Below are 17,273 nucleotides of genomic sequence, written 5' to 3' on the forward strand. Positions count from 1 at the left end.
TTTCTTGAAAAAGGAGAGAACCATGAAAAGAGTTGCTGTTATTCAATCTAACTATATTCCATGGAAAGGATATTTTGATATAATTAACGATGTTGATTCCTTTATATTTTATGATAATGTTCAATATACAAAAAATGATTGGAGAAATCGCAATAAAATAAAGTCTGCAGCTGGATCTCAATGGATTACAATTCCGGTCAATGCGCAAAGTGATCAATTAATATGCGATGTTGAAATACCTAACTCGAACTGGGCATCGAAACATTATAAAACATTAAATGCTTTGTATTCAAAAGCTCCTTATTTCAAACAATATAAGTCTTTTCTTGAATATATATATATGGAGCGTAGTTGGTCGAATCTTTCGTCTTTAAATCAATACTTAATAAAACATATATCCCAAGAATATTTAGGTATTACTACTGAGTTTAAGGATTCTCGTGAGTATACTAGTTCAGGAAAAAAACTGGATAGATTAATAGGACTATTAAAAAGCGCACAAACAACTACATATTTATCAGGTCCTGCTGCAAGTGATTATATTGATTCTGCTCGCTTTAATGAAGAGGGAATTGAATTAATTTATAAAGATTACAAAAATTATCCAGAATACAATCAATTTCATCCGCCAATGGATCACTACGTTTCTATTCTTGATTTATTGTTCCATACGGGTCCTGATTCCGCTTATTTCATCTGGGGATGGAGACAGGATCAGAATGCGATACAGTATTAATTATATCTATTTATTTTTAAGTATTTTGCTCCAATCTATGGCGTTTATGTTATCAAAACTAGCTGCATCTGATTTGAAAGAAAGTGGATTTTATTTGGTAGTATTTAATGTATATTATATTGCAGCAATAATTTGTTTAGGTTTACAGGCAGTTTTCTGGCAGCTGACTTTAAGGAAATTAGATCTTTCTATAGCTTATCCTATAACAGCTCTGAATAATGTCTTTATTTTGCTATTCAGTTTTTTTATTTTCAATGAAAGTATAACTTTTAATAATATACTGGGAGTATCAGTGATCATGTTGGGAGTAATCATTTTGAATTTTAAGAGTGAAATTAAATGAGCGTATTAGTTATTGTTATCCTGGTTTTATTTAATAGTTTTGCTCAAATTTTCTTGAAAATGGGAGCATTGCGTACTAAAGAAAAAAATCTATTATCTAGTATCAACATTTACATTATTTTAGGGTATATTCTTTTTTTTAGTGCGACTCTACTTTCGGTATATCTTTTGAAATTGATCAATTTTAAAGATTTAACAGTGATTATATCTTTAAATTATGTAAGTACCTTGATACTTTCAAATGTGATTCTCAAAGAAAAATACTCAAAACAAAAAGTATATGCAACATTACTGATTATTGTGGGAGTGATTATTTTTAATATATGAGAATAACAAAAATACTATTTAGCACATATTCATATTTATTTAATTTGTTTTATTTGCTAATGGAAGTTCTGCCGCCAGTTATCAGAAGTGTTGTTTTCAAGATAGCTTTTAGAAAGTATGGTAAAAATAACAACATTGATTATAAGACATATTTTAGATATCCTTCAAAAATTTCGATTGGGAATGGTGTATGGATAAATAGAGGGTCTCAATTATTTGCTTCCTATTTTATTAAAGATGCAGAAATAATACTAGGAAACAATGTTGCACTGGGTCCCAATGTAATTATTTTTTCGGCTTCACATGATTATAATTATTTGAATTTGCCAGATACGGCAGGTTCTATCGTCATCGGGGATAATGTTTGGATTGGGGGCAATTCTATTATTTTACCTGGGGTTGTTATTGGAGAAGGATGTGTTATTGGTGCTGGTTCGGTTGTAACAAAAAGCATAGCGCCATATTCAATTGCAGTAGGCAATCCTGCAAGAGTCATTCAACGGAGGGAAATCATAGATGATACTATTTAATATTCCTGCCATTACGGGAAATGAACAGGCGTATATTCAGAAAGCTATCGCTAATGGTAAGTTATCAGGTGATGGCGAGTATACCCATTTAAGTAATCAATATATACAAAATAACTTCGATACGCTTAAAACACTGTTAACCACTTCATGTACTCATGCTTTAGAGATGGCAGCTATACTTGCAGATATTAAAGAGGGCGATGAAGTAATCATGCCTTCATATACGTTCGTGTCTACTGCGAATGCATTTGTACTAAGGGGAGCTACAATTGTATTTGTAGATATTCGACCAGATACTATGAACATTAATGAAGCATTAATTGAAGCTGCTATTACTCCTAAAACTAAGGCTATTGTTCCCGTTCATTATGCTGGTGTTTCATGTGAAATGGATAAAATCATGGAATTGGCAGAAAAATATAATTTGGTTGTAATTGAAGATGCGGCTCAAGGGGTTATGAGCAAATATAAGGGACGTTATTTAGGAACTATTGGGCAATTAGGATGTTATAGTTTTCATGAAACTAAAAACTATAACTGTGGCGAAGGCGGAGCACTCCTAGCAAATCATGAGCGATATATTGAAAGAGCGGAGATTATACGAGAAAAGGGTACCAATCGTTCCAGGTTCTTTAGAGGGCAAGTGGATAAATATACATGGGTTGATGTAGGTTCTTCCTATTTACCTAGTGAAATTAATGCCGCATTTTTATACGCACAATTAGAAAATGCCGAAGAAATTAACAACAATCGGTTAGAGATATGGAATAATTATTATGAAGGACTAGGGGAGCTTGAAGCAAAAGATCATATTAAGCTGCCCTATATTCCTGAAGGCTGTATTCATAATGCACATATGTTTTATATTAAATGTAAATCAATAGATGAAAGAACGAAGTTGATTGAATTTCTTAAAGATCATAATATCCAATCGGTGTTTCACTATATTCCACTGCATTCGTCAGAGGCGGGCAGAAGATACGGCAGATTTGATGGAGAAGACGTATATACTACTGTGGAAAGTGAAAAGTTATTAAGACTACCTTTATATTATAACTTACCATTAAATGATGTAGATAAAATCATAAAAACAATCAAGAAATTTTATTTTTAGATACTGGCGGGGTATGCCTAAAATTTGTACTTCAGGGGTTGCATGTGGGGGAATGAAAAACCGCAAACACCTAAGGGTAAAGATACTATAACTGAATATATATGTAAGGTATTCAGAATTTTAAAATTGCAAGAACTCGTAGGATCTAAAGTTATGGCAAACTAAAACTGAATGAATTGCAGGTGACTTTATGAGAGTATTAGAGACAAAGCTTCCAGATGTTAAACTAATTGAACCTATTGTGTTTGGAGATAACAGAGGGTTTTTCACAGAAAGCTATAATGAACAAATTGCGCATAGCAACGGGATACCCTATAAGTTCATTCAAGACAATCATTCCTTATCTGTAGAAGCAGGCGTACTTCGTGGAATGCACTATCAATTGAATCCTAAAGCTCAAACCAAGTTAATTCGAGTGACAGCAGGTGCAATTTATGATGTCATTATTGACATTAGAAAAGGCTCACCTACTTTTGGACAATGGCAAGGTTTTATTTTAAGTTCAGCAAACAAAAGACAGTTGTTGGTACCACAAGGATTCGCACATGGGTTCTGTACATTAGTACCGAATTGTGAAGTACAATATAAAGTTAATGAGTATTATTCCCCCGAGCATGACCGAGGCATCGCATGGGATGATCCTGCTTTGGCGATTGACTGGCCGACTTCGACACCTGTCTTATCGGACAAAGACAAGAAGCATCCTGTACTAGCAGATGCAGAAATAAATTTTGTATTTGAAAGGTGAGTTATAACTGTGAAAATATTGATCACTGGCGGAGCCGGATTTATCGGAAGCAACTTTGTTCTCTATATGATTGAGAAATACCCAGACTACCAAATTATTAATGTGGATGCCCTAACTTATGCAGGCAATTTAGAGAATCTTAGAGCAATAGAACATCATGCCAACTATACATTCGTGAAGGCAGATATCGCAGATAGGGTTGCCTTAGAGCCATTGTTCGAAAATGGAGATATAGACGCGGTATTAAACTTTGCAGCGGAATCCCATGTGGATCGCAGCATTCTGCATCCGGAAATTTTTGTTCAGACGAATATTCTCGGAACACAAACACTGCTTGATCTGTCTAAGCAGTATAATATCAACAAATTTGTGCAAGTATCGACAGATGAGGTATACGGCACGCTTGGCGACACAGGCCTCTTTACAGAAGAAACAGCATTAGCGCCTAACAGTCCTTATTCAGCAAGTAAAGCGGGAGCAGATCTGCTCGTTAGAGCCTACCATGAAACCTTTGGTCTTCCGATTAATATAACACGCTGCTCCAACAATTACGGACCTTACCAATTCCCGGAGAAGCTTATTCCGCTTATGATCCAGAATGCACTTCAAGATAAGCCGCTTCCAGTGTATGGCGACGGTCTTAACGTTCGCGACTGGCTGTATGTGGAAGATCATTGCAGCGCAATCGATCTTGTACTTCATAATGGCCGGAACGGGGAAGTATATAACGTCGGCGGCAACAATGAGCGAACGAACGTCCATGTTGTCAAAACAATTCTTGAAGAACTGGGTAAACCGGACACATTGATTACCTATGTGAAGGACCGTCTCGGCCATGATCGCCGTTATGCGATTGATGCTGATAAAATCCGCAATGAACTGGGTTGGCAGCCGCAGTATCCTTACGAGAACGGAATTAAGGAAACGATTCGCTGGTACCTGAACAATACGGAGTGGATGGAGCAGGTCGCATCGGGCTCCTATCAGCAATATTATGATACGCAATATAAGGATCGCCTGGAGGCGAAGTAATGACAGCTACAAAAATTAAAATTGCCGTAACGGGAGCAAACGGCCAGTTAGGCCGTGAATTGGTGGAATACAAGTTAGGAGAAAATACGGTTGAAATCATCGGTTTCAGCCGTAATGAGCTGGATATTACGAATTTACAACAGTGTAGGGCTGTGCTTGCTAAGCATCGTCCCGACGTTGTTATTCATTGTGCAGCCTATACAGCTGTCGATCAGGCCGAGTCCGAACCGGATGAGGCTTTTCGTATAAATTCGGCTGGATCACGCAACGTTGCAGTCGCTGCAAGAGAATTCGGAGCTAAACTTTGCTATATCAGTACCGATTATGTGTTTGATGGTACGGCTAACGTACCATACAATGAATTTGATCGTACTCATCCCCAGACGGTATATGGAAAGTCGAAGCTGGCAGGAGAATATGCCGTCCAGACGCTTCATGACCGTTTTTTTATTGTAAGGACGTCTTGGGTATTCGGCAAATACGGCAACAATTTCGTAAAGACAATGCTGAAGCTTGGGAACGAAAAGGATCGTTTAAAGGTTGTAGCAGACCAAATTGGTTCTCCGACGTATACGTATGACCTGGCTTCCTTTCTTATCGAACTCGTTCAAACGGATAATTACGGAATCTATCATGCATCAAATACAGAGAGCTGTTCATGGTTCGGTTTTGCAAAAGCTATATTTGAAGACAGCAGTATTCCGATACAGCTCGACCCATGTACGACAGATGAATTTCCGCGTCCAGCTCCAAGGCCGTTTTTCTCTGTTATGGACCACAGTGCTATTCGCAGCAATGGATTTACTCCGCTTAGACCTTGGAGGGAAGCGCTGCAACATTTTTTGAAGGATTGTGAGTGATGGTCGGATGGCAACGGTAAGCATTTGTATTGTCACGTATAACAGCGCCGAGGATATTGAAGCTTGCCTTGATGCCGTATTGAGTCAGGTTCATCCGATTGAACGGATTGTTATTGTCGATAACGCTTCTGCAGACGGTACGGCTGCGTGTATAGAGCGTTATAACGGTGGTGAACGTATTATCCTTGTGAAAAATACGATAAACAATGGATTCGCAGGAGGTCAGAATCAGGCGATAAGCTACACCGATTCTGATTATATTCTAGTGTTGAATCCGGATGTAACGCTGGACTCCGGTTATGTGTCTAATTTAATCAAATTTATGGAAGAAAACGGGCAGGTTGGCAGTGCTACAGGCAGGCTGGTGCTGTCAGCCGATCTGTCTATTATGGACAGTGCCGGTCTCGGCATGCGGCGAACGAGACAAGCCTATGATCTTGCAGCAGGGGAGCCGGTAAGCAACTGGTTGCAGAAGAAGCAAGTGTTTGGGGTATCTGGAGCTGCTGCATTTTATCGGATGAACATGATCCGGGATATTCAGATAGACGGTCAATTTTTCGATGAGGATTTCTTCGCATACAAAGAGGATGTTGATGTTGCTTGGCGCGCCCAACAGTTGGGATGGCGTTCCTGTTATATTCCAGAAGCTAAAGCAGTTCATCACCGTGGATGGAAAAAGGGAGGAAGAGCTGCGATCCCTTTATTTGTGCGCAGACATTCCTATCAGAATCGTTTTTTCACACTTGTGAAAAATGAGCAGATCGGATGGCATCTACTGAAATTAATTCCTTTGCTGACAGTAGTGGAAGGAGCTAAGCTGGGCTATATTGTTCTTAGAGAACCGGGGTTATTGCGATGCTGGCCCGTCATATTCCATTCAATCCCTAAAATGCTCCGTAAACGAAGAATAATTCAAGATCAAGTAAAGCACAGTCAAACGCAACTAAAGTCATCTAATCAACGTTAAAGAATATAGATATTGGTAATAGACGGGGTTCAACTATCTCCTAAATTTTGTTACAATGCAAATAGAATCGAAATTTAAGAGAAAGTAGTGAAAGCGGTCCTATGATTCGACAAAATCAAAAAATATTAACGCAATTATATGTACTTTCGGATCTTCTTTGTACGTTAATTGTGTTCTTAGCCGCGTATTGGCTTAAATTTCATAGCAATTTGCTTCCGTATCAAAAGGGGGCGCCTTTCTCAACCTACCTGCTCTGGGGAACCATCTATTCCTTTGCTGCCGTCGTTGTCGGCTTCTATCTCCAGTTCTACGCACCGAAGCGGCGCAAGCGCTATACGCTGGAAGTGTTAAAAATACTGCAGATCCAGACAATCAGCTTTCTCGGTCTGCTGAGCTTGTTCTACTTCACGAAGGAAGTACATATTTCCCGGGAATTTCTCGGTATATTTTTTGTTATGAATGTCATGATCATCACCATCTACCGCTTTGTGGTGAAGAAGACGCTATCGGCCTTCCGGCGCCGCGGCTTCAATAAACGTTTTGTACTTATCCTGGGCGCAGGCTCTGTAGGACGCAGCTTTTACACCAATCTTCGCAATTATCCCGATCTTGGTTATGAAGTCGTAGGTTTTCTTGACGATTACCAGTCAAAGCATGCGCCGGAGCTAGAGAATATGAAGCCGGTTTTAGGCTCTTTAAATGATCTTCAGGGGCAGTTGGAACGGTATCCGATCGACGAGGTCATCATCGCTCTCCCGCTGGATGCGCACAAGAAATATGCGGATATTATCGAAATATGCGAGCATGCCGGTGTGAAGACGCTCATTATCCCGGACTATTTCGATCTGCTGCCGGCACGGCCGTTTTTCGACAATTTTGCCGGTATTCCGTTAATTAACGTTCGTGATGTGCCGCTCGATGAGCTGAGCAACCGGATGCTAAAGCGGACGTTCGATATTGTATTTTCGCTTATCGCTATTATAATTACTTCGCCAATCATGCTGTTTGCCTACATCGGCATTAAGCTGACTTCTCCTGGTCCTGTGCTGTTCAAGCAGGAGCGGATGGGGCTGGACCGCAAATCCTTCTATATGTATAAGTTCCGCTCAATGCGTATATCGGCGGATAAAGTGGCGGATACGCAGTGGACGGTGCAAAATGACCCGCGGCGCACCCGGTTTGGCAGCTTTTTGCGCAAGACGAGTATCGACGAGCTGCCGCAATTTTTTAATGTGCTGTTTGGTCACATGAGCGTTGTAGGTCCACGGCCGGAACGTCCATTTTTCGTGAACCAGTTCAAAGAGGAAATACCGAAATATATGATTAAGCATCAGATTCGTCCGGGCATTACGGGCTGGGCGCAGACGAACGGATTGCGTGGAGATACGTCAATCCAAGACCGGATTTTACATGATTTATTTTATATTGAGAACTGGACTTTTCTATTCGATTTGAAAATCATCGTAAAGACGGTCGTGAAAGGGATTGTCAACAAGAATGCATACTGAGTTTGCCGACAAGGCTAAAGTTTCCGTTATTATACCAACGTTAAACGCCGGGGCGGCATTCCAGCAATTGCTCCAGCAGCTGCAAAATCAATCCCTTCCGCCTCATGAAATTATCGTTATCGATTCTGAATCTACGGACGGTACAGCGGAGGTCGCACAGGAAGCGGGCGCAAAAGTGCTGCGCATTTTGCGTACGGAGTTCGACCATGGCGGCACCCGTAATTTTGCGGCTTCGCAGGCATCCGGCAACATCTTTGTGTTTATGACACAAGATGCGATGCCTGCTAATGACCAACTGCTTCAAGAGCTCATCAAGCCTTTAACGACAAATGAGAAAACGGCATATGCCTATGCAAGACAAATTGCCTATCCCGATGCCAATCTTATCGAACGATTAGCCCGGGAGAATAATTACCCGCTGCAGGCAGCTGTGAAACGAAGTGAAGATATTGAGCGTTTAGGGCTAAAAGCCTTTTTCTGCTCCAATGTTTGCTCTGCTATCCGCAGAGATATATTTAACGATATGGGCCGCTTTCCGGCACCTGTTATTTTCAATGAAGACTTGTTTATGGCTGCAAAATGTATGCTGGATGGCGGCTATCAAATCGCTTACGCTGCAGAAGCTGCCGTATATCATTCGCATAATTACACAATTAAGCAGCAGTTTAAGCGGTTTTTCGATAACGGTGTGTCGATGCGGCATAATGAATGGATTATGAAATACAGTGCTGTAGGGCGTGCAGGCTCTAGTCTGGTTCGTACCCAGCTGAAAGGGATATCGGCAGCGCGCCAATGGGGATTGGTTCCGCGTTTAATTGCGGAATCCGCAGCGAAGCTGATCGGTTATAAGCTAGGGCTGCATTATAAACGGCTTCCTCACGGACTAAGAAGAAGGTTCAGCATGCATAAATTAATATGGACGCATATTGAAGCAGCCCGTCCTTCCGTTACGAAAAGCAATAATTTTTGACTCCATTCTTTCACAGAAAGATGGAGTCTTTTTTATGACTTAAGATGTGTAAAGTGCATAGCGTTTCCCTCCTCCGGGCAACACTAGAACCACTCCCTTTGCTGATAAGCGGCATTTCAACAGTCAATCAGTCAAGGATGTTCAAAGGTGTGGTGCAGGAAATGACAGGATGGCTCACGGCAGCGGCTGTCTTTTTTTTCGGTTTAATTATTCAATTAGTCATCATTATTGTGCTGGAAAGGAAGCGTCCGGCGAAGCTGGCAGCATGGCTGACGATCTCACTGCTGCTTCCCTATGCGGGATTTATGGCAAGACTCATTCTTGGACGCACGATAACGGGAAGAGTTAAGAGGCTATTGCCTTATGAGTCCCAGGGCTGGTTGAAAGCTCGAAACAGCTCTCTCTGCGCACAGCAGGCAAGCGATGCAGGCAACGCCAATTTTGCCGGGGAAAAGAAGCTGTACACGCTGCTGACAGCGGAGCCAGGTCAGCAGATCACACTGCGCAACCGTACGAAGGTACTCACGAATGGCGAGGCTAATTACGAAACAATATTAACCTCCATCACCAATGCGAAGCATCATATTCACCTTGATTATTACACGATAAGAGATGATGAGATTGGCAGGCGCTTTCTAGCGCTATTAACGAAAAAGGCAAACGAAGGTGTCGAAGTGCGTGTCCTCTTCGATGGAGTCGGCAGTTATCGGCTAAGCCAATCCTATGTAAAGCAGTTAAAAGCCGGAGGTGTGCAGGCTTTTTGTTTTCTCTCCTTTTACCAGTCAATATTCAAGAAGCTTCTAAACAACCGCAATCATAGCAAAATTGCCGTTATTGACGGAACCGTAGGCTTCGTTGGCGGAATGAACATTGGAGACGAATATTTAGGCAAGGAGAAGAAGCTGGGTTTCTGGCGCGATACGCAATTACAGCTGGAGGGAGATTCGGTCTACTGGCTGCAGGAGCTATTTTTGAAGGATTGGGCGTTTGCTGCAGGGGAACGGCTGAATCCGTCCGGCTACATGCCGCCGCATGCGGTATCAGAAGCAGAAGAGGCTGTACTGATCGTCTCCAGCGGCCCGGACCGGAGCGGCGCTCCGATACTGGAAACGGTGTTCGCGGCGGTGTCGGCTGCCCAATCGCGCATCTATTTGACGACGCCCTATTTCATTCCGGATGCCAGCCTGCTCGCAGCACTCTGTACTGCGGCAAAAAGCGGAGTAGACGTGCGGATCATTATTCCGGGCATTGCAGACACTCAGCTGGTTTTATGGGCAACTCTATCCTATGTCGAACCGCTGCTGCAATCCGGCGTGAAGGTATACCGTTACCGTAAAGGCTTCATTCACGCTAAGGTTCTGCTTGTCGACCAAATGGTGGCCGCAGTAGGAACCGCCAATATGGATATGCGCAGCTTTCACAGCAATTATGAGCAGAACGCAATGCTTTTTGATGAAGCGGTCATTGCACGGCTTGACCGCGATTTCGCTCAGGATTTGCTCGATAGCGAGCAGCTTGCGCTGGAGAGCTTCCGGCAGCGGCCAAGAGTGGAGAAGCTGAAGGAAGCGGCAGCTCAACTGCTGTCTCCGCTTTTATAAACAGGAAAGGGAGCCTGCGAAGGACTCCCTCTACTGATGTTTATTGATGTGAGGCGACAAATTGAAGTACAGAATCCAATTTTTGCGGTGGAACACTTTCCATCAAATCGCCAAAAGTTTGCAGCCTCTCCGTAATATTGAGCAAGTTGAAATCGCGAGGGCGGTAACGGCCGCTATGCACTTCATCCCATGTTAGAGGAGTTGAGACGGGAGCGCCGCTTCTTGCTCGCGGAGTGTAGGGAGCGGCAATCGTTTTGCCTGCAAAATGCTGCAGATAGTCCACATAGATGAGGTCGCCGCGATTTTTTGTCAGCCGCTCAACCGTGAACAGCCCCGGATGGGCACGGGAAAGAAAATCGCCAATAAATTGTCCCAGCTGCCGTAATTCCTCGAACGGACGAGGCTCAGCCAGCGGAACAATAATTTGCAGACCGGTAGCGCCGGATGTCTTCGGTATGGACGCAATTCCAAGCGATTGCAGCAGCTTTCCGACGATTCCCGCTGCTTCCATTATGCGAGGCTCGTCCTTCAAGGTGGGATCGAGATCAAGCACCCATTCCGGGGCATACTCGGTATCTCCAATCAGATCGAAGGATGCATGAAATTCCAGACAAGCAAGATTACCGAGCCAGAGCAGCGTAGGCAGCGAATCCAGCTGCACATAGGAGATGCCGTTGCTTTCGGCGACCCGTACGAAATCCGGCTTAGGGAGCGGACAGTTTTTCTGATAAAACGATTTGTCGCCAATGCCATGAGGGAAGCGAATGGTCGTAAGATACCGGTTCCGGCAATGCTTGGTTAGAAAAGGGGACAGAAATGCAAGCTTCTCCATGTATTGGAGCTTGGTAATTCCATCCTCCGGCCAAAGCGGCTTGTCCGGATTGGTCACTTTGATTTGTTCGTCTTCCACCAACAGAATTGCCGGCTTGGATTTTACATAGCTGGAGGAGGGACGCAGTTCACTCATAAGACCGCTCCCGGGCGTCCAAAGGAAACAAGCTTAGGATGCCGCAGCAATCCTCCAGAGGTCATTTCCAGCCCTGTGACACGGCAGGGCATAGGAGCGGGAAGCCAAATAATTTCCTCACCCTTCAGCTCAGCAGGCAAGCTGTGGAACGGCATCGGCCAGGAAGGGGGATGTTTGCTGCTCAGTTGAAGCATGTCGCCGATCGTTCTCCTCATTTCATCGTCGAGACCAAGCGAGACACTGCCAAGGAAGCAGCCGCTGCCGGGATCGGCCATCACGAGGCTGGCAGCCCGGCCTTCGCGGCGCTTTACGCCGACGATACCGACATCGAGCAGCAGCGCTGTTTTTTTCTTCAGCCAGTCCTGATGTTTTTTACCCTCACGATAAGGGCTGTCTGCCCGCTTGCTGACGACCCCTTCCCAGCGGTTCTCCACAACCCACTTCCATAAAGCCTCAGCATCGGTAAAAAGCTCCGTCGTCAGAATACGCTCGGAGCGAACCGGATCAAGCTTGGCGAGAAGCCGCTTATGACGCTCGAGAAAAGGGAGAGGACGAAGATCCTCCTGTCCGTCCTGAAGCAGATCGAATACGACGTACAAAACCCGGCCTTTATTACTGCTGGTTTCATTGGATACCATGCCGCCAATCCGCTCCCGCTGCAGCACCTTTTGAAAATTAGGCCGAACACCATCCCAGTAGACGACTTCTCCATCGAGCACGCAGGGCCCAAGCTCTTTAGCCAGTGCCGAAAGGGAACGAACGATTTCCGGGTAGACGGCTTCCTTATGCAGCAGCTTTCGCGAATACAGCTGAACTTCTCCTTTACCGTCCAGCCAGGCAACCATTCGAACGCCGTCCCATTTCAGCTGATAGACCCAGCCGGATCCCTGCGGCAGCCTGTCCGTGCTGACGGGGATCATCGGCTCACTTATCGAAATCGCATTAGCGGCGATCACCATCAGGATACAGTTTCTTTCTTCGTTTTAGTGGAGGCTCTAGGCTTCCGCGGTTTAGGAAGCTGAGCTTCTCCTGCTTCTCCGTTTGCTGTTCCGTCCGCTTCTGCAGCAGCTTCACTGCTTGCTGCCGCCGCGGGTTTAGCGCCTGCCCCCGTATCCAATCCGGCAGCACCTTTAGGCGGCAGCTTGGCTGCTTCCAGACTTGCTTGCAGCGCCGCCATCAGATCGATTACATTCGTTTGCTCCTGCTGCGGAGCGATACGAATTTCCTCGCCTGTAATCTTGCTGTTGATCAGATTGGTCATATTAACACGATAATCATCAGTATATTTTTCTGGTTCAAACGGGGTGGACAACTGCTCAATCAGCAGCTTGGCCATCGTCAGCTCCTTGTCGTTCACTTGGACGGCGTCCGGCAGTCCCGGTACTTGCGAGATGGAGCGAATCTCGTCGGGATAGTATATCGTCTCCATCGCCAGACAATTGTCGATGACGCGAATGGCGGCCAGACTGCTTTTAGAGCGGATCGATACTTTGGCTATGCCGATACGGCCGGAGTCTGACATTGCTTTTAATAGCAAATGATAGGCGTTGCCGCCTGCCTGATCTGGGGACAGGTAATACGTTTTTTGAAAATAGATCGGGTCAATTTCCTCCAGCGCGACGAAATCAAGGATTTGAATCGTGCGGGATTTTTCCCCGGCGAGCTGGTCCAGCTCTTCTTTTTCGAACAGGACATAGCGGCCCTTATCATATTCGTAACCCTTCACGATATCCTCCCAGTCCGTCTCGACGTCGCAATTGTTGCAGCGCCGAACATAGCTGATGGGACCGCCGCATGTTTTATGTAGCATCCGCAGCGAAATATCCTTGTCTTCCGTAGCTGAGAACATTTTAACCGGTACATGCACGAGACCGAAGCTGATTGCACCCTTCCATACCGTATGCATACGATTCATCCTCTCCATTTTGGTTGTTATTATTGTTGCCGGAATGAATGGAATCCAGTCAGAACGGGCATATTTTGCTGGAGTACACTAGGCTGGGAGGAGGAAAACAAATGGCAGACGAGAACAAAGCCGCCGAGGAATGTACCGGCGATGGTTGCCATGAAGGCCGCAACGATTATTTTATGGACATCGACCGGATGGTGAACGAGGGACTTGGCGGCGGACAGGTAACGATGCATAACGGGCTGATTGAAGAGACGACAACCGATACGATGGATTTGGAGCGCAAGGCTCCCGACAGCGTGGCTGTAGAAGAGTAAGCCCGTATTAGAGCTATGCCTACTCTATATTCCGAAAGAAGGTCTATGAACGATTATGGAAGCAACGAGAGCGAAGCAAATATACGAGTCCAAGCAAACGATTGGCGTGCAGCTGGACGGCGAGAAGTCAGTCTGGATCGAAAGCGTCGATGAGGCCAATGGAATGGCGACCGTACAAGTGGGTTCTGACCCGCTCAATACGCATACTGTGTCTGTAGACAGGCTGAAAGAAGAGGCTTGATTCGCTGAGAAAAGAGGGCTGTATCCGCAAGATCCATTCTGTTTAAAGCAGAACGGAGACCTAATGCCGGATACAGCCCTCTTTATGCTGCCGCCGTTATCTTGCATAGCTCAGCAATACATCTACGTCCCGCCGAAAGCTTCACGGAACGCCAGGCGCAGGCGGGCCGGATCGACCTCCCACAGCTCGGCGATTTCGGCGCTAACGTGTTCGTCCCACCAATCTGACAGCACTTTCCGGTTGCTCTCATGCTCAGCGATCCACGTTAAATTCAGGATGACCTTTTTATAATACAGGGCTTCGGCTTGCTCCATTTTGTCCTTAGGCACCCACAGCTTGAGCCGTTTGGCGGTGCGGTACAGCTCATTGCTGCAAGCACGTCTTATTTTACGCGCGGTTGGGAGATTGGGGGCATGCTTTTGGGCGGATGGCTTCATCATTGACCAGCTCCTCTCTACCCATATGTATGCGATAGACTAGAGGGCGGTCACAGCCGTCCTAATCGACGACGATATAGCCCACCATCGGCCCGTTGTGACGCATATCGGTGTGGGACAGGCATATAATCGGATAGGTGCCTTCACGGTCGGCGGTAAAACGGACAACAGTTGTTTGTCCCTTTTTCACTTCGCCTTTTACCCCCAGTCCTTCGATCACGAAAGGATGACTGTTTCCTTGAAAGCCGTTGATGCGCAGTTCAATGGACTCTCCCTTTTGAACGATAATGGTGCCTGGATCCCATCTGTACACTTCTTGCTCCTTTCCGTCCTTCCCGGTCGTTTTGAATTCGACGGTTACGAGCTCAATAGGACGGGGCTCGGGCGAACTGCCGCTTGCTGCTTTGGAGCGGTCCCAGCTCCAGAAGGCCATGGCAAGAATCAGAATCAGGGCGACAAATGCGAGCCACTTCAGATGCTTTTTTTGAACAAACAGTACTTTGGACATATCCTCCAATCACCTCTTTGGAAATCGATTTTGTGCTAGTCTATGCGGGGGCTTGTCTGTACATGACTTGCAGGCGATGGCTGTCTTTGCTTGGATATGGTAGAATACAGGCGGGAAACAAACGATAGAGAGGCGGATGAACGGATTGATGGAATGGATTTCTGGTGTACTGCATGACCTGTTGTTATGGATCGAGAGTCTTGGCTATTTTGGTATTTTGATTGGACTTATGCTTGAAGTTATACCGAGTGAGATCGTGTTGGGCTTTGGCGGTTATCTGGTATCCAAAGGAGACATTTCGTACATAGGGGCAGTGATATTCGGTACGATTGGAGCCGTTGGCCAGAACTGGATTTTGTACGCGATCGGCCGCTTTGGCGGACGTCCTATTGTCGAGAAATACGGTAAGTATATTAAAATAAAGCCGAAGCATGTGGACCTGGCTGAGAGCTGGTTCAACAAGTACGGCTCCGGCATCGTGTTTACGGCCCGTTTCGTTCCCGTTATGCGTCAAGTCATCTCCATTCCGGCCGGCATGGCCAAAATGCCTTTCTGGCTGTTCACTGGACTGACAGCGGCCGCTTCGCTGCCATGGTCGCTTCTATTTGTCTACTTGGGCATGAAGCTCGGCGATCAATGGGAGACGATCGACGAGGTAGCAGGCAAGTATGTGCAGCCGGCAATTCTGATTGCACTGGCACTATTGATCGTGTACGTCATCTTCAAGATTGTGCGTTCACGCGGTAAATCGGTATAATTGAAGGACGAAATAAATTTGCATATCAGGAAGGATGATTCACGTGACCAAGAGCATAGCGGAAAAACAAAATAAAGGCATCACCCCTCAGCAGTTTATCGAAGGAATGACTAAAAACCAGGAGGCCTTTCTCGGCTGGTCCGATAAATTTGTCTGGAATGAGGACCGCGCTTTCTTTGAATCGCTTCAGAAGCGCGACGACTTGCGCGTTCATATTCTAATGGCCGACTGGTGCGGCGATGTTGTACGCAACATTCCGGTTGTATTCAAGGCGCTGGAGGCAGGAAACGTGCCAGTAGAAGTGCTCATTATGGAAGAGCATCTGGATACGATGGATCAATATTTAACGATGGGCGGACGTTCCGTACCAGTCGTTATTTTCGCAGATCCGCAAGGCAATGTCCTCGGTCAATGGGGACCGCGTCCGACCTATATTCAAGAGCCGATGGTTGCTTTCAAGCAAGCGAACCCGGACCGCGAAGCGGCTGATTATCAAGCCAACCTTGCGGAGACTCGCCAAGAAATTATGCGCCGCTACGGCGAAGGAACGGAATATCAGACGTTGATTATTAAAGAGCTGCGGTCTCTTATTGAGTCGTTCTAATACCGGATAGGAGCCTGATTATCGATGCGTATTGAATCCTTCGTACTGGGACCGTTGCAGACGAACTGTTACTTATTGACGAACAAAGAGGAAGAAAGCGGCAGGGAGCGCGGTATCATCATTGACCCTGGCATGAACCCGAAAAAGCTGCTGGAGCGGATCGCAAATGTTCAGATCGAGGCGATTTTGCTGACGCATGCTCATTTCGACCATATGGGAGGCGTCGATGAAGTTCGGGCGGCAGCCGGCTGTCCTGTCTATATTCACGATCTGGAGGCCGACTGGCTGACTGATCCGAAGAAAAACGGCTCGGCGCGTTGGCCCGATGCTACCCCTCCGCTTACTACAGAGCCGGCGGAATATGAGCTGGCTGAAGGCATGACGCTGAAGCTGATCGGCGAGACCTTCCAGGTCATGCATACGCCGGGGCATTCCCCGGGCAGCGTCAGCTTCCTGAACGGTAAAGATTTGTTTTCCGGAGACGTGCTGTTCCGCTCGTCCGTGGGGCGCACCGATTTGCCGGGAGGCCGTGAGCGTGATTTATTCGATTCAATTCGAATCAAGCTATATACACTGCCGGATGACGTTACCGTCTATTCCGGACACGGGCCAAAGACGTCTATCGGTTTTGAGAAAGCCAATAATCCGTATGTGCGGCCGTAGGCTATAGGCTGCCATAGACGGGGATGAGAATATAAGAGTGAAGAGGGACGGTGCATCGCATTTGGCAGGAACGACGGCAAAGCAAGGCGAGGTCGCTGCAGAAGAAGCCTCGGGCAAGACGGTACGTACGGCGGAGCA

Annotated in this window: 22 protein-coding genes; 17 read left to right on the forward strand and 5 right to left on the reverse strand. The window is 45.8% G+C overall.

Annotation, left to right across the window (positions count from 1 at the left end):
- The first annotated feature begins 22 nt into the window (after positions 1 to 22).
- From ACFVVF_RS14435 to cls, 12 genes are all read left to right on the forward strand, one after another.
- Entirely contained in the window at positions 23 to 736 is a 714-nt protein-coding gene (locus ACFVVF_RS14435; RefSeq protein WP_387810513.1) for a WbqC family protein, read from the forward strand.
- Positions 720 to 1,079, forward strand: a complete 360-nt coding sequence (locus ACFVVF_RS14440; RefSeq protein ID WP_387810516.1) for an EamA family transporter — start codon at positions 720 to 722, stop codon at positions 1,077 to 1,079. Before ACFVVF_RS14435 ends, ACFVVF_RS14440 begins: the two co-directional genes overlap by 17 nt.
- Entirely contained in the window at positions 1,076 to 1,405 is a 330-nt protein-coding gene (locus ACFVVF_RS14445) for an EamA family transporter (protein ID WP_387810519.1), read from the forward strand. The genes ACFVVF_RS14440 and ACFVVF_RS14445 overlap by 4 nt, the downstream gene beginning before the upstream one ends.
- Positions 1,402 to 1,935, forward strand: a complete 534-nt coding sequence (locus ACFVVF_RS14450) for an acyltransferase (RefSeq protein WP_387810522.1) — start codon at positions 1,402 to 1,404, stop codon at positions 1,933 to 1,935. Before ACFVVF_RS14445 ends, ACFVVF_RS14450 begins: the two co-directional genes overlap by 4 nt.
- Positions 1,922 to 3,049 carry a dTDP-4-amino-4,6-dideoxygalactose transaminase gene (rffA, locus tag ACFVVF_RS14455; protein WP_387810525.1) on the forward strand — a complete coding sequence of 376 codons (1,128 nt, stop codon included), beginning with the start codon at positions 1,922 to 1,924 and terminating at the stop codon, positions 3,047 to 3,049. Before ACFVVF_RS14450 ends, rffA begins: the two co-directional genes overlap by 14 nt.
- 190 nt (positions 3,050 to 3,239) lie before the next feature.
- Complete coding sequence (gene rfbC, locus ACFVVF_RS14460) at positions 3,240 to 3,797, forward strand: dTDP-4-dehydrorhamnose 3,5-epimerase (RefSeq protein ID WP_387810528.1); 558 nt, start codon at positions 3,240 to 3,242, stop codon at positions 3,795 to 3,797.
- Between the two features lie 9 nt (positions 3,798 to 3,806).
- On the forward strand, positions 3,807 to 4,829 hold the full coding sequence (gene rfbB, locus ACFVVF_RS14465; RefSeq protein WP_387810531.1) for a dTDP-glucose 4,6-dehydratase: 1,023 nt from the start codon (positions 3,807 to 3,809) through the stop codon (positions 4,827 to 4,829).
- A complete protein-coding gene (gene rfbD / locus ACFVVF_RS14470; RefSeq protein WP_387810534.1) occupies positions 4,829 to 5,689 on the forward strand; it encodes a dTDP-4-dehydrorhamnose reductase in 861 nt (286 codons plus the stop codon). The genes rfbB and rfbD overlap by 1 nt, the downstream gene beginning before the upstream one ends.
- Before the next feature lie 7 nt (positions 5,690 to 5,696).
- The gene (locus ACFVVF_RS14475) at positions 5,697 to 6,656 is read left to right on the forward strand and encodes a glycosyltransferase family 2 protein (RefSeq protein WP_387811489.1); all 960 of its coding nucleotides are present in this window, start codon (positions 5,697 to 5,699) and stop codon (positions 6,654 to 6,656) included.
- A 101-nt stretch (positions 6,657 to 6,757) separates the two neighbouring features.
- Entirely contained in the window at positions 6,758 to 8,164 is a 1,407-nt protein-coding gene (locus ACFVVF_RS14480) for an undecaprenyl-phosphate glucose phosphotransferase (protein ID WP_387810537.1), read from the forward strand.
- Positions 8,154 to 9,134: a glycosyltransferase family 2 protein gene (locus ACFVVF_RS14485; RefSeq protein ID WP_387810540.1), complete on the forward strand. Its 981-nt coding sequence runs from the start codon at positions 8,154 to 8,156 to the stop codon at positions 9,132 to 9,134. Before ACFVVF_RS14480 ends, ACFVVF_RS14485 begins: the two co-directional genes overlap by 11 nt.
- A 161-nt stretch (positions 9,135 to 9,295) precedes the next feature.
- On the forward strand, positions 9,296 to 10,732 hold the full coding sequence (gene cls, locus ACFVVF_RS14490) for a cardiolipin synthase (protein WP_387810543.1): 1,437 nt from the start codon (positions 9,296 to 9,298) through the stop codon (positions 10,730 to 10,732).
- Positions 10,733 to 10,772: 40 nt separating this feature from the next.
- Here cls and ligD read toward each other — a convergent pair whose 3' ends face one another.
- From ligD to ku, 3 genes are read right to left on the reverse strand one after another with little or no spacing between them, the layout of a single operon-like run.
- Complete coding sequence (ligD, locus tag ACFVVF_RS14495) at positions 10,773 to 11,699, reverse strand: non-homologous end-joining DNA ligase (protein ID WP_387810546.1); 927 nt, start codon at positions 11,697 to 11,699, stop codon at positions 10,773 to 10,775.
- Positions 11,696 to 12,658 carry an ATP-dependent DNA ligase gene (locus ACFVVF_RS14500; protein ID WP_387810549.1) on the reverse strand — a complete coding sequence of 321 codons (963 nt, stop codon included), beginning with the start codon at positions 12,656 to 12,658 and terminating at the stop codon, positions 11,696 to 11,698. The genes ligD and ACFVVF_RS14500 overlap by 4 nt, the downstream gene beginning before the upstream one ends.
- Positions 12,658 to 13,605, reverse strand: coding sequence for a non-homologous end joining protein Ku (ku, locus tag ACFVVF_RS14505; protein ID WP_387810552.1), 948 nt, complete (start codon positions 13,603 to 13,605; stop codon positions 12,658 to 12,660). Before ku ends, ACFVVF_RS14500 begins: the two co-directional genes overlap by 1 nt.
- Before the next feature lie 110 nt (positions 13,606 to 13,715).
- On the opposite strand from ku, the gene ACFVVF_RS14510 reads away from it, so the two are divergent.
- A complete protein-coding gene (locus tag ACFVVF_RS14510) occupies positions 13,716 to 13,925 on the forward strand; it encodes a hypothetical protein (RefSeq protein WP_387810555.1) in 210 nt (69 codons plus the stop codon).
- 55 nt (positions 13,926 to 13,980) lie between these two features.
- Positions 13,981 to 14,166: an H-type small acid-soluble spore protein gene (locus ACFVVF_RS14515; protein ID WP_387810558.1), complete on the forward strand. Its 186-nt coding sequence runs from the start codon at positions 13,981 to 13,983 to the stop codon at positions 14,164 to 14,166.
- Between the two features lie 122 nt (positions 14,167 to 14,288).
- Here the strand turns inward: ACFVVF_RS14515 and ACFVVF_RS14520 are convergent, their stop codons facing one another.
- Together ACFVVF_RS14520 and ACFVVF_RS14525 are read right to left on the reverse strand one after the other, a co-directional pair.
- Positions 14,289 to 14,603 carry a dehydrogenase gene (locus tag ACFVVF_RS14520; protein WP_387811492.1) on the reverse strand — a complete coding sequence of 105 codons (315 nt, stop codon included), beginning with the start codon at positions 14,601 to 14,603 and terminating at the stop codon, positions 14,289 to 14,291.
- 61 nt (positions 14,604 to 14,664) lie between these two features.
- Complete coding sequence (locus ACFVVF_RS14525) at positions 14,665 to 15,111, reverse strand: cupredoxin domain-containing protein (protein WP_387810561.1); 447 nt, start codon at positions 15,109 to 15,111, stop codon at positions 14,665 to 14,667.
- A gap of 148 nt (positions 15,112 to 15,259) precedes the next feature.
- Here ACFVVF_RS14525 and uptA point away from each other — a divergent pair, with 148 nt between their 5' ends.
- The 3 genes from uptA to ACFVVF_RS14540 are packed head-to-tail and all read left to right on the forward strand — an operon-like array spanning position 15,260 to position 17,135.
- A complete protein-coding gene (gene uptA / locus ACFVVF_RS14530) occupies positions 15,260 to 15,868 on the forward strand; it encodes an undecaprenyl phosphate transporter UptA (protein WP_387811495.1) in 609 nt (202 codons plus the stop codon).
- A 43-nt stretch (positions 15,869 to 15,911) separates the two neighbouring features.
- Positions 15,912 to 16,472 carry a thioredoxin family protein gene (locus ACFVVF_RS14535; RefSeq protein WP_387810564.1) on the forward strand — a complete coding sequence of 187 codons (561 nt, stop codon included), beginning with the start codon at positions 15,912 to 15,914 and terminating at the stop codon, positions 16,470 to 16,472.
- A gap of 24 nt (positions 16,473 to 16,496) precedes the next feature.
- Entirely contained in the window at positions 16,497 to 17,135 is a 639-nt protein-coding gene (locus ACFVVF_RS14540; RefSeq protein ID WP_387810567.1) for an MBL fold metallo-hydrolase, read from the forward strand.
- Positions 17,136 to 17,273: the final 138 nt, after the last annotated feature.

Source organism: Paenibacillus sp. NPDC058174 (assembly GCF_042883865.1).
Classification (GTDB): domain Bacteria; phylum Bacillota; class Bacilli; order Paenibacillales; family Paenibacillaceae; genus Pristimantibacillus.

Bases quoted from the DNA above. Each gene is read 5' to 3' on its own strand.
- ACFVVF_RS14435 (WP_387810513.1), top strand. From the start codon at position 23: ATGAAAAGAGTTGCTGTTATTCAATCTAACTATATTCCATGGAAAGGA.
- ACFVVF_RS14450 (WP_387810522.1), top strand. From the start codon at position 1,402: ATGAGAATAACAAAAATACTATTTAGCACATATTCATATTTATTTAAT.
- ku (WP_387810552.1), bottom strand. From the start codon at position 13,605: ATGCATACGGTATGGAAGGGTGCAATCAGCTTCGGTCTCGTGCATGTA.
- cls (WP_387810543.1), top strand. From the start codon at position 9,296: ATGACAGGATGGCTCACGGCAGCGGCTGTCTTTTTTTTCGGTTTAATT.
- ACFVVF_RS14510 (WP_387810555.1), top strand. From the start codon at position 13,716: ATGGCAGACGAGAACAAAGCCGCCGAGGAATGTACCGGCGATGGTTGC.
- ACFVVF_RS14540 (WP_387810567.1), top strand. From the start codon at position 16,497: ATGCGTATTGAATCCTTCGTACTGGGACCGTTGCAGACGAACTGTTAC.
- ACFVVF_RS14440 (WP_387810516.1), top strand. From the start codon at position 720: ATGCGATACAGTATTAATTATATCTATTTATTTTTAAGTATTTTGCTC.
- ACFVVF_RS14515 (WP_387810558.1), top strand. From the start codon at position 13,981: ATGGAAGCAACGAGAGCGAAGCAAATATACGAGTCCAAGCAAACGATT.
- ligD (WP_387810546.1), bottom strand. From the start codon at position 11,699: ATGAGTGAACTGCGTCCCTCCTCCAGCTATGTAAAATCCAAGCCGGCA.
- rffA (WP_387810525.1), top strand. From the start codon at position 1,922: ATGATACTATTTAATATTCCTGCCATTACGGGAAATGAACAGGCGTAT.
- ACFVVF_RS14525 (WP_387810561.1), bottom strand. From the start codon at position 15,111: ATGTCCAAAGTACTGTTTGTTCAAAAAAAGCATCTGAAGTGGCTCGCA.
- rfbC (WP_387810528.1), top strand. From the start codon at position 3,240: ATGAGAGTATTAGAGACAAAGCTTCCAGATGTTAAACTAATTGAACCT.
- rfbD (WP_387810534.1), top strand. From the start codon at position 4,829: ATGACAGCTACAAAAATTAAAATTGCCGTAACGGGAGCAAACGGCCAG.
- ACFVVF_RS14485 (WP_387810540.1), top strand. From the start codon at position 8,154: ATGCATACTGAGTTTGCCGACAAGGCTAAAGTTTCCGTTATTATACCA.
- ACFVVF_RS14445 (WP_387810519.1), top strand. From the start codon at position 1,076: ATGAGCGTATTAGTTATTGTTATCCTGGTTTTATTTAATAGTTTTGCT.
- uptA (WP_387811495.1), top strand. From the start codon at position 15,260: ATGGAATGGATTTCTGGTGTACTGCATGACCTGTTGTTATGGATCGAG.
- ACFVVF_RS14480 (WP_387810537.1), top strand. From the start codon at position 6,758: ATGATTCGACAAAATCAAAAAATATTAACGCAATTATATGTACTTTCG.
- ACFVVF_RS14475 (WP_387811489.1), top strand. From the start codon at position 5,697: ATGGCAACGGTAAGCATTTGTATTGTCACGTATAACAGCGCCGAGGAT.
- ACFVVF_RS14520 (WP_387811492.1), bottom strand. From the start codon at position 14,603: ATGAAGCCATCCGCCCAAAAGCATGCCCCCAATCTCCCAACCGCGCGT.
- ACFVVF_RS14500 (WP_387810549.1), bottom strand. From the start codon at position 12,658: ATGGTGATCGCCGCTAATGCGATTTCGATAAGTGAGCCGATGATCCCC.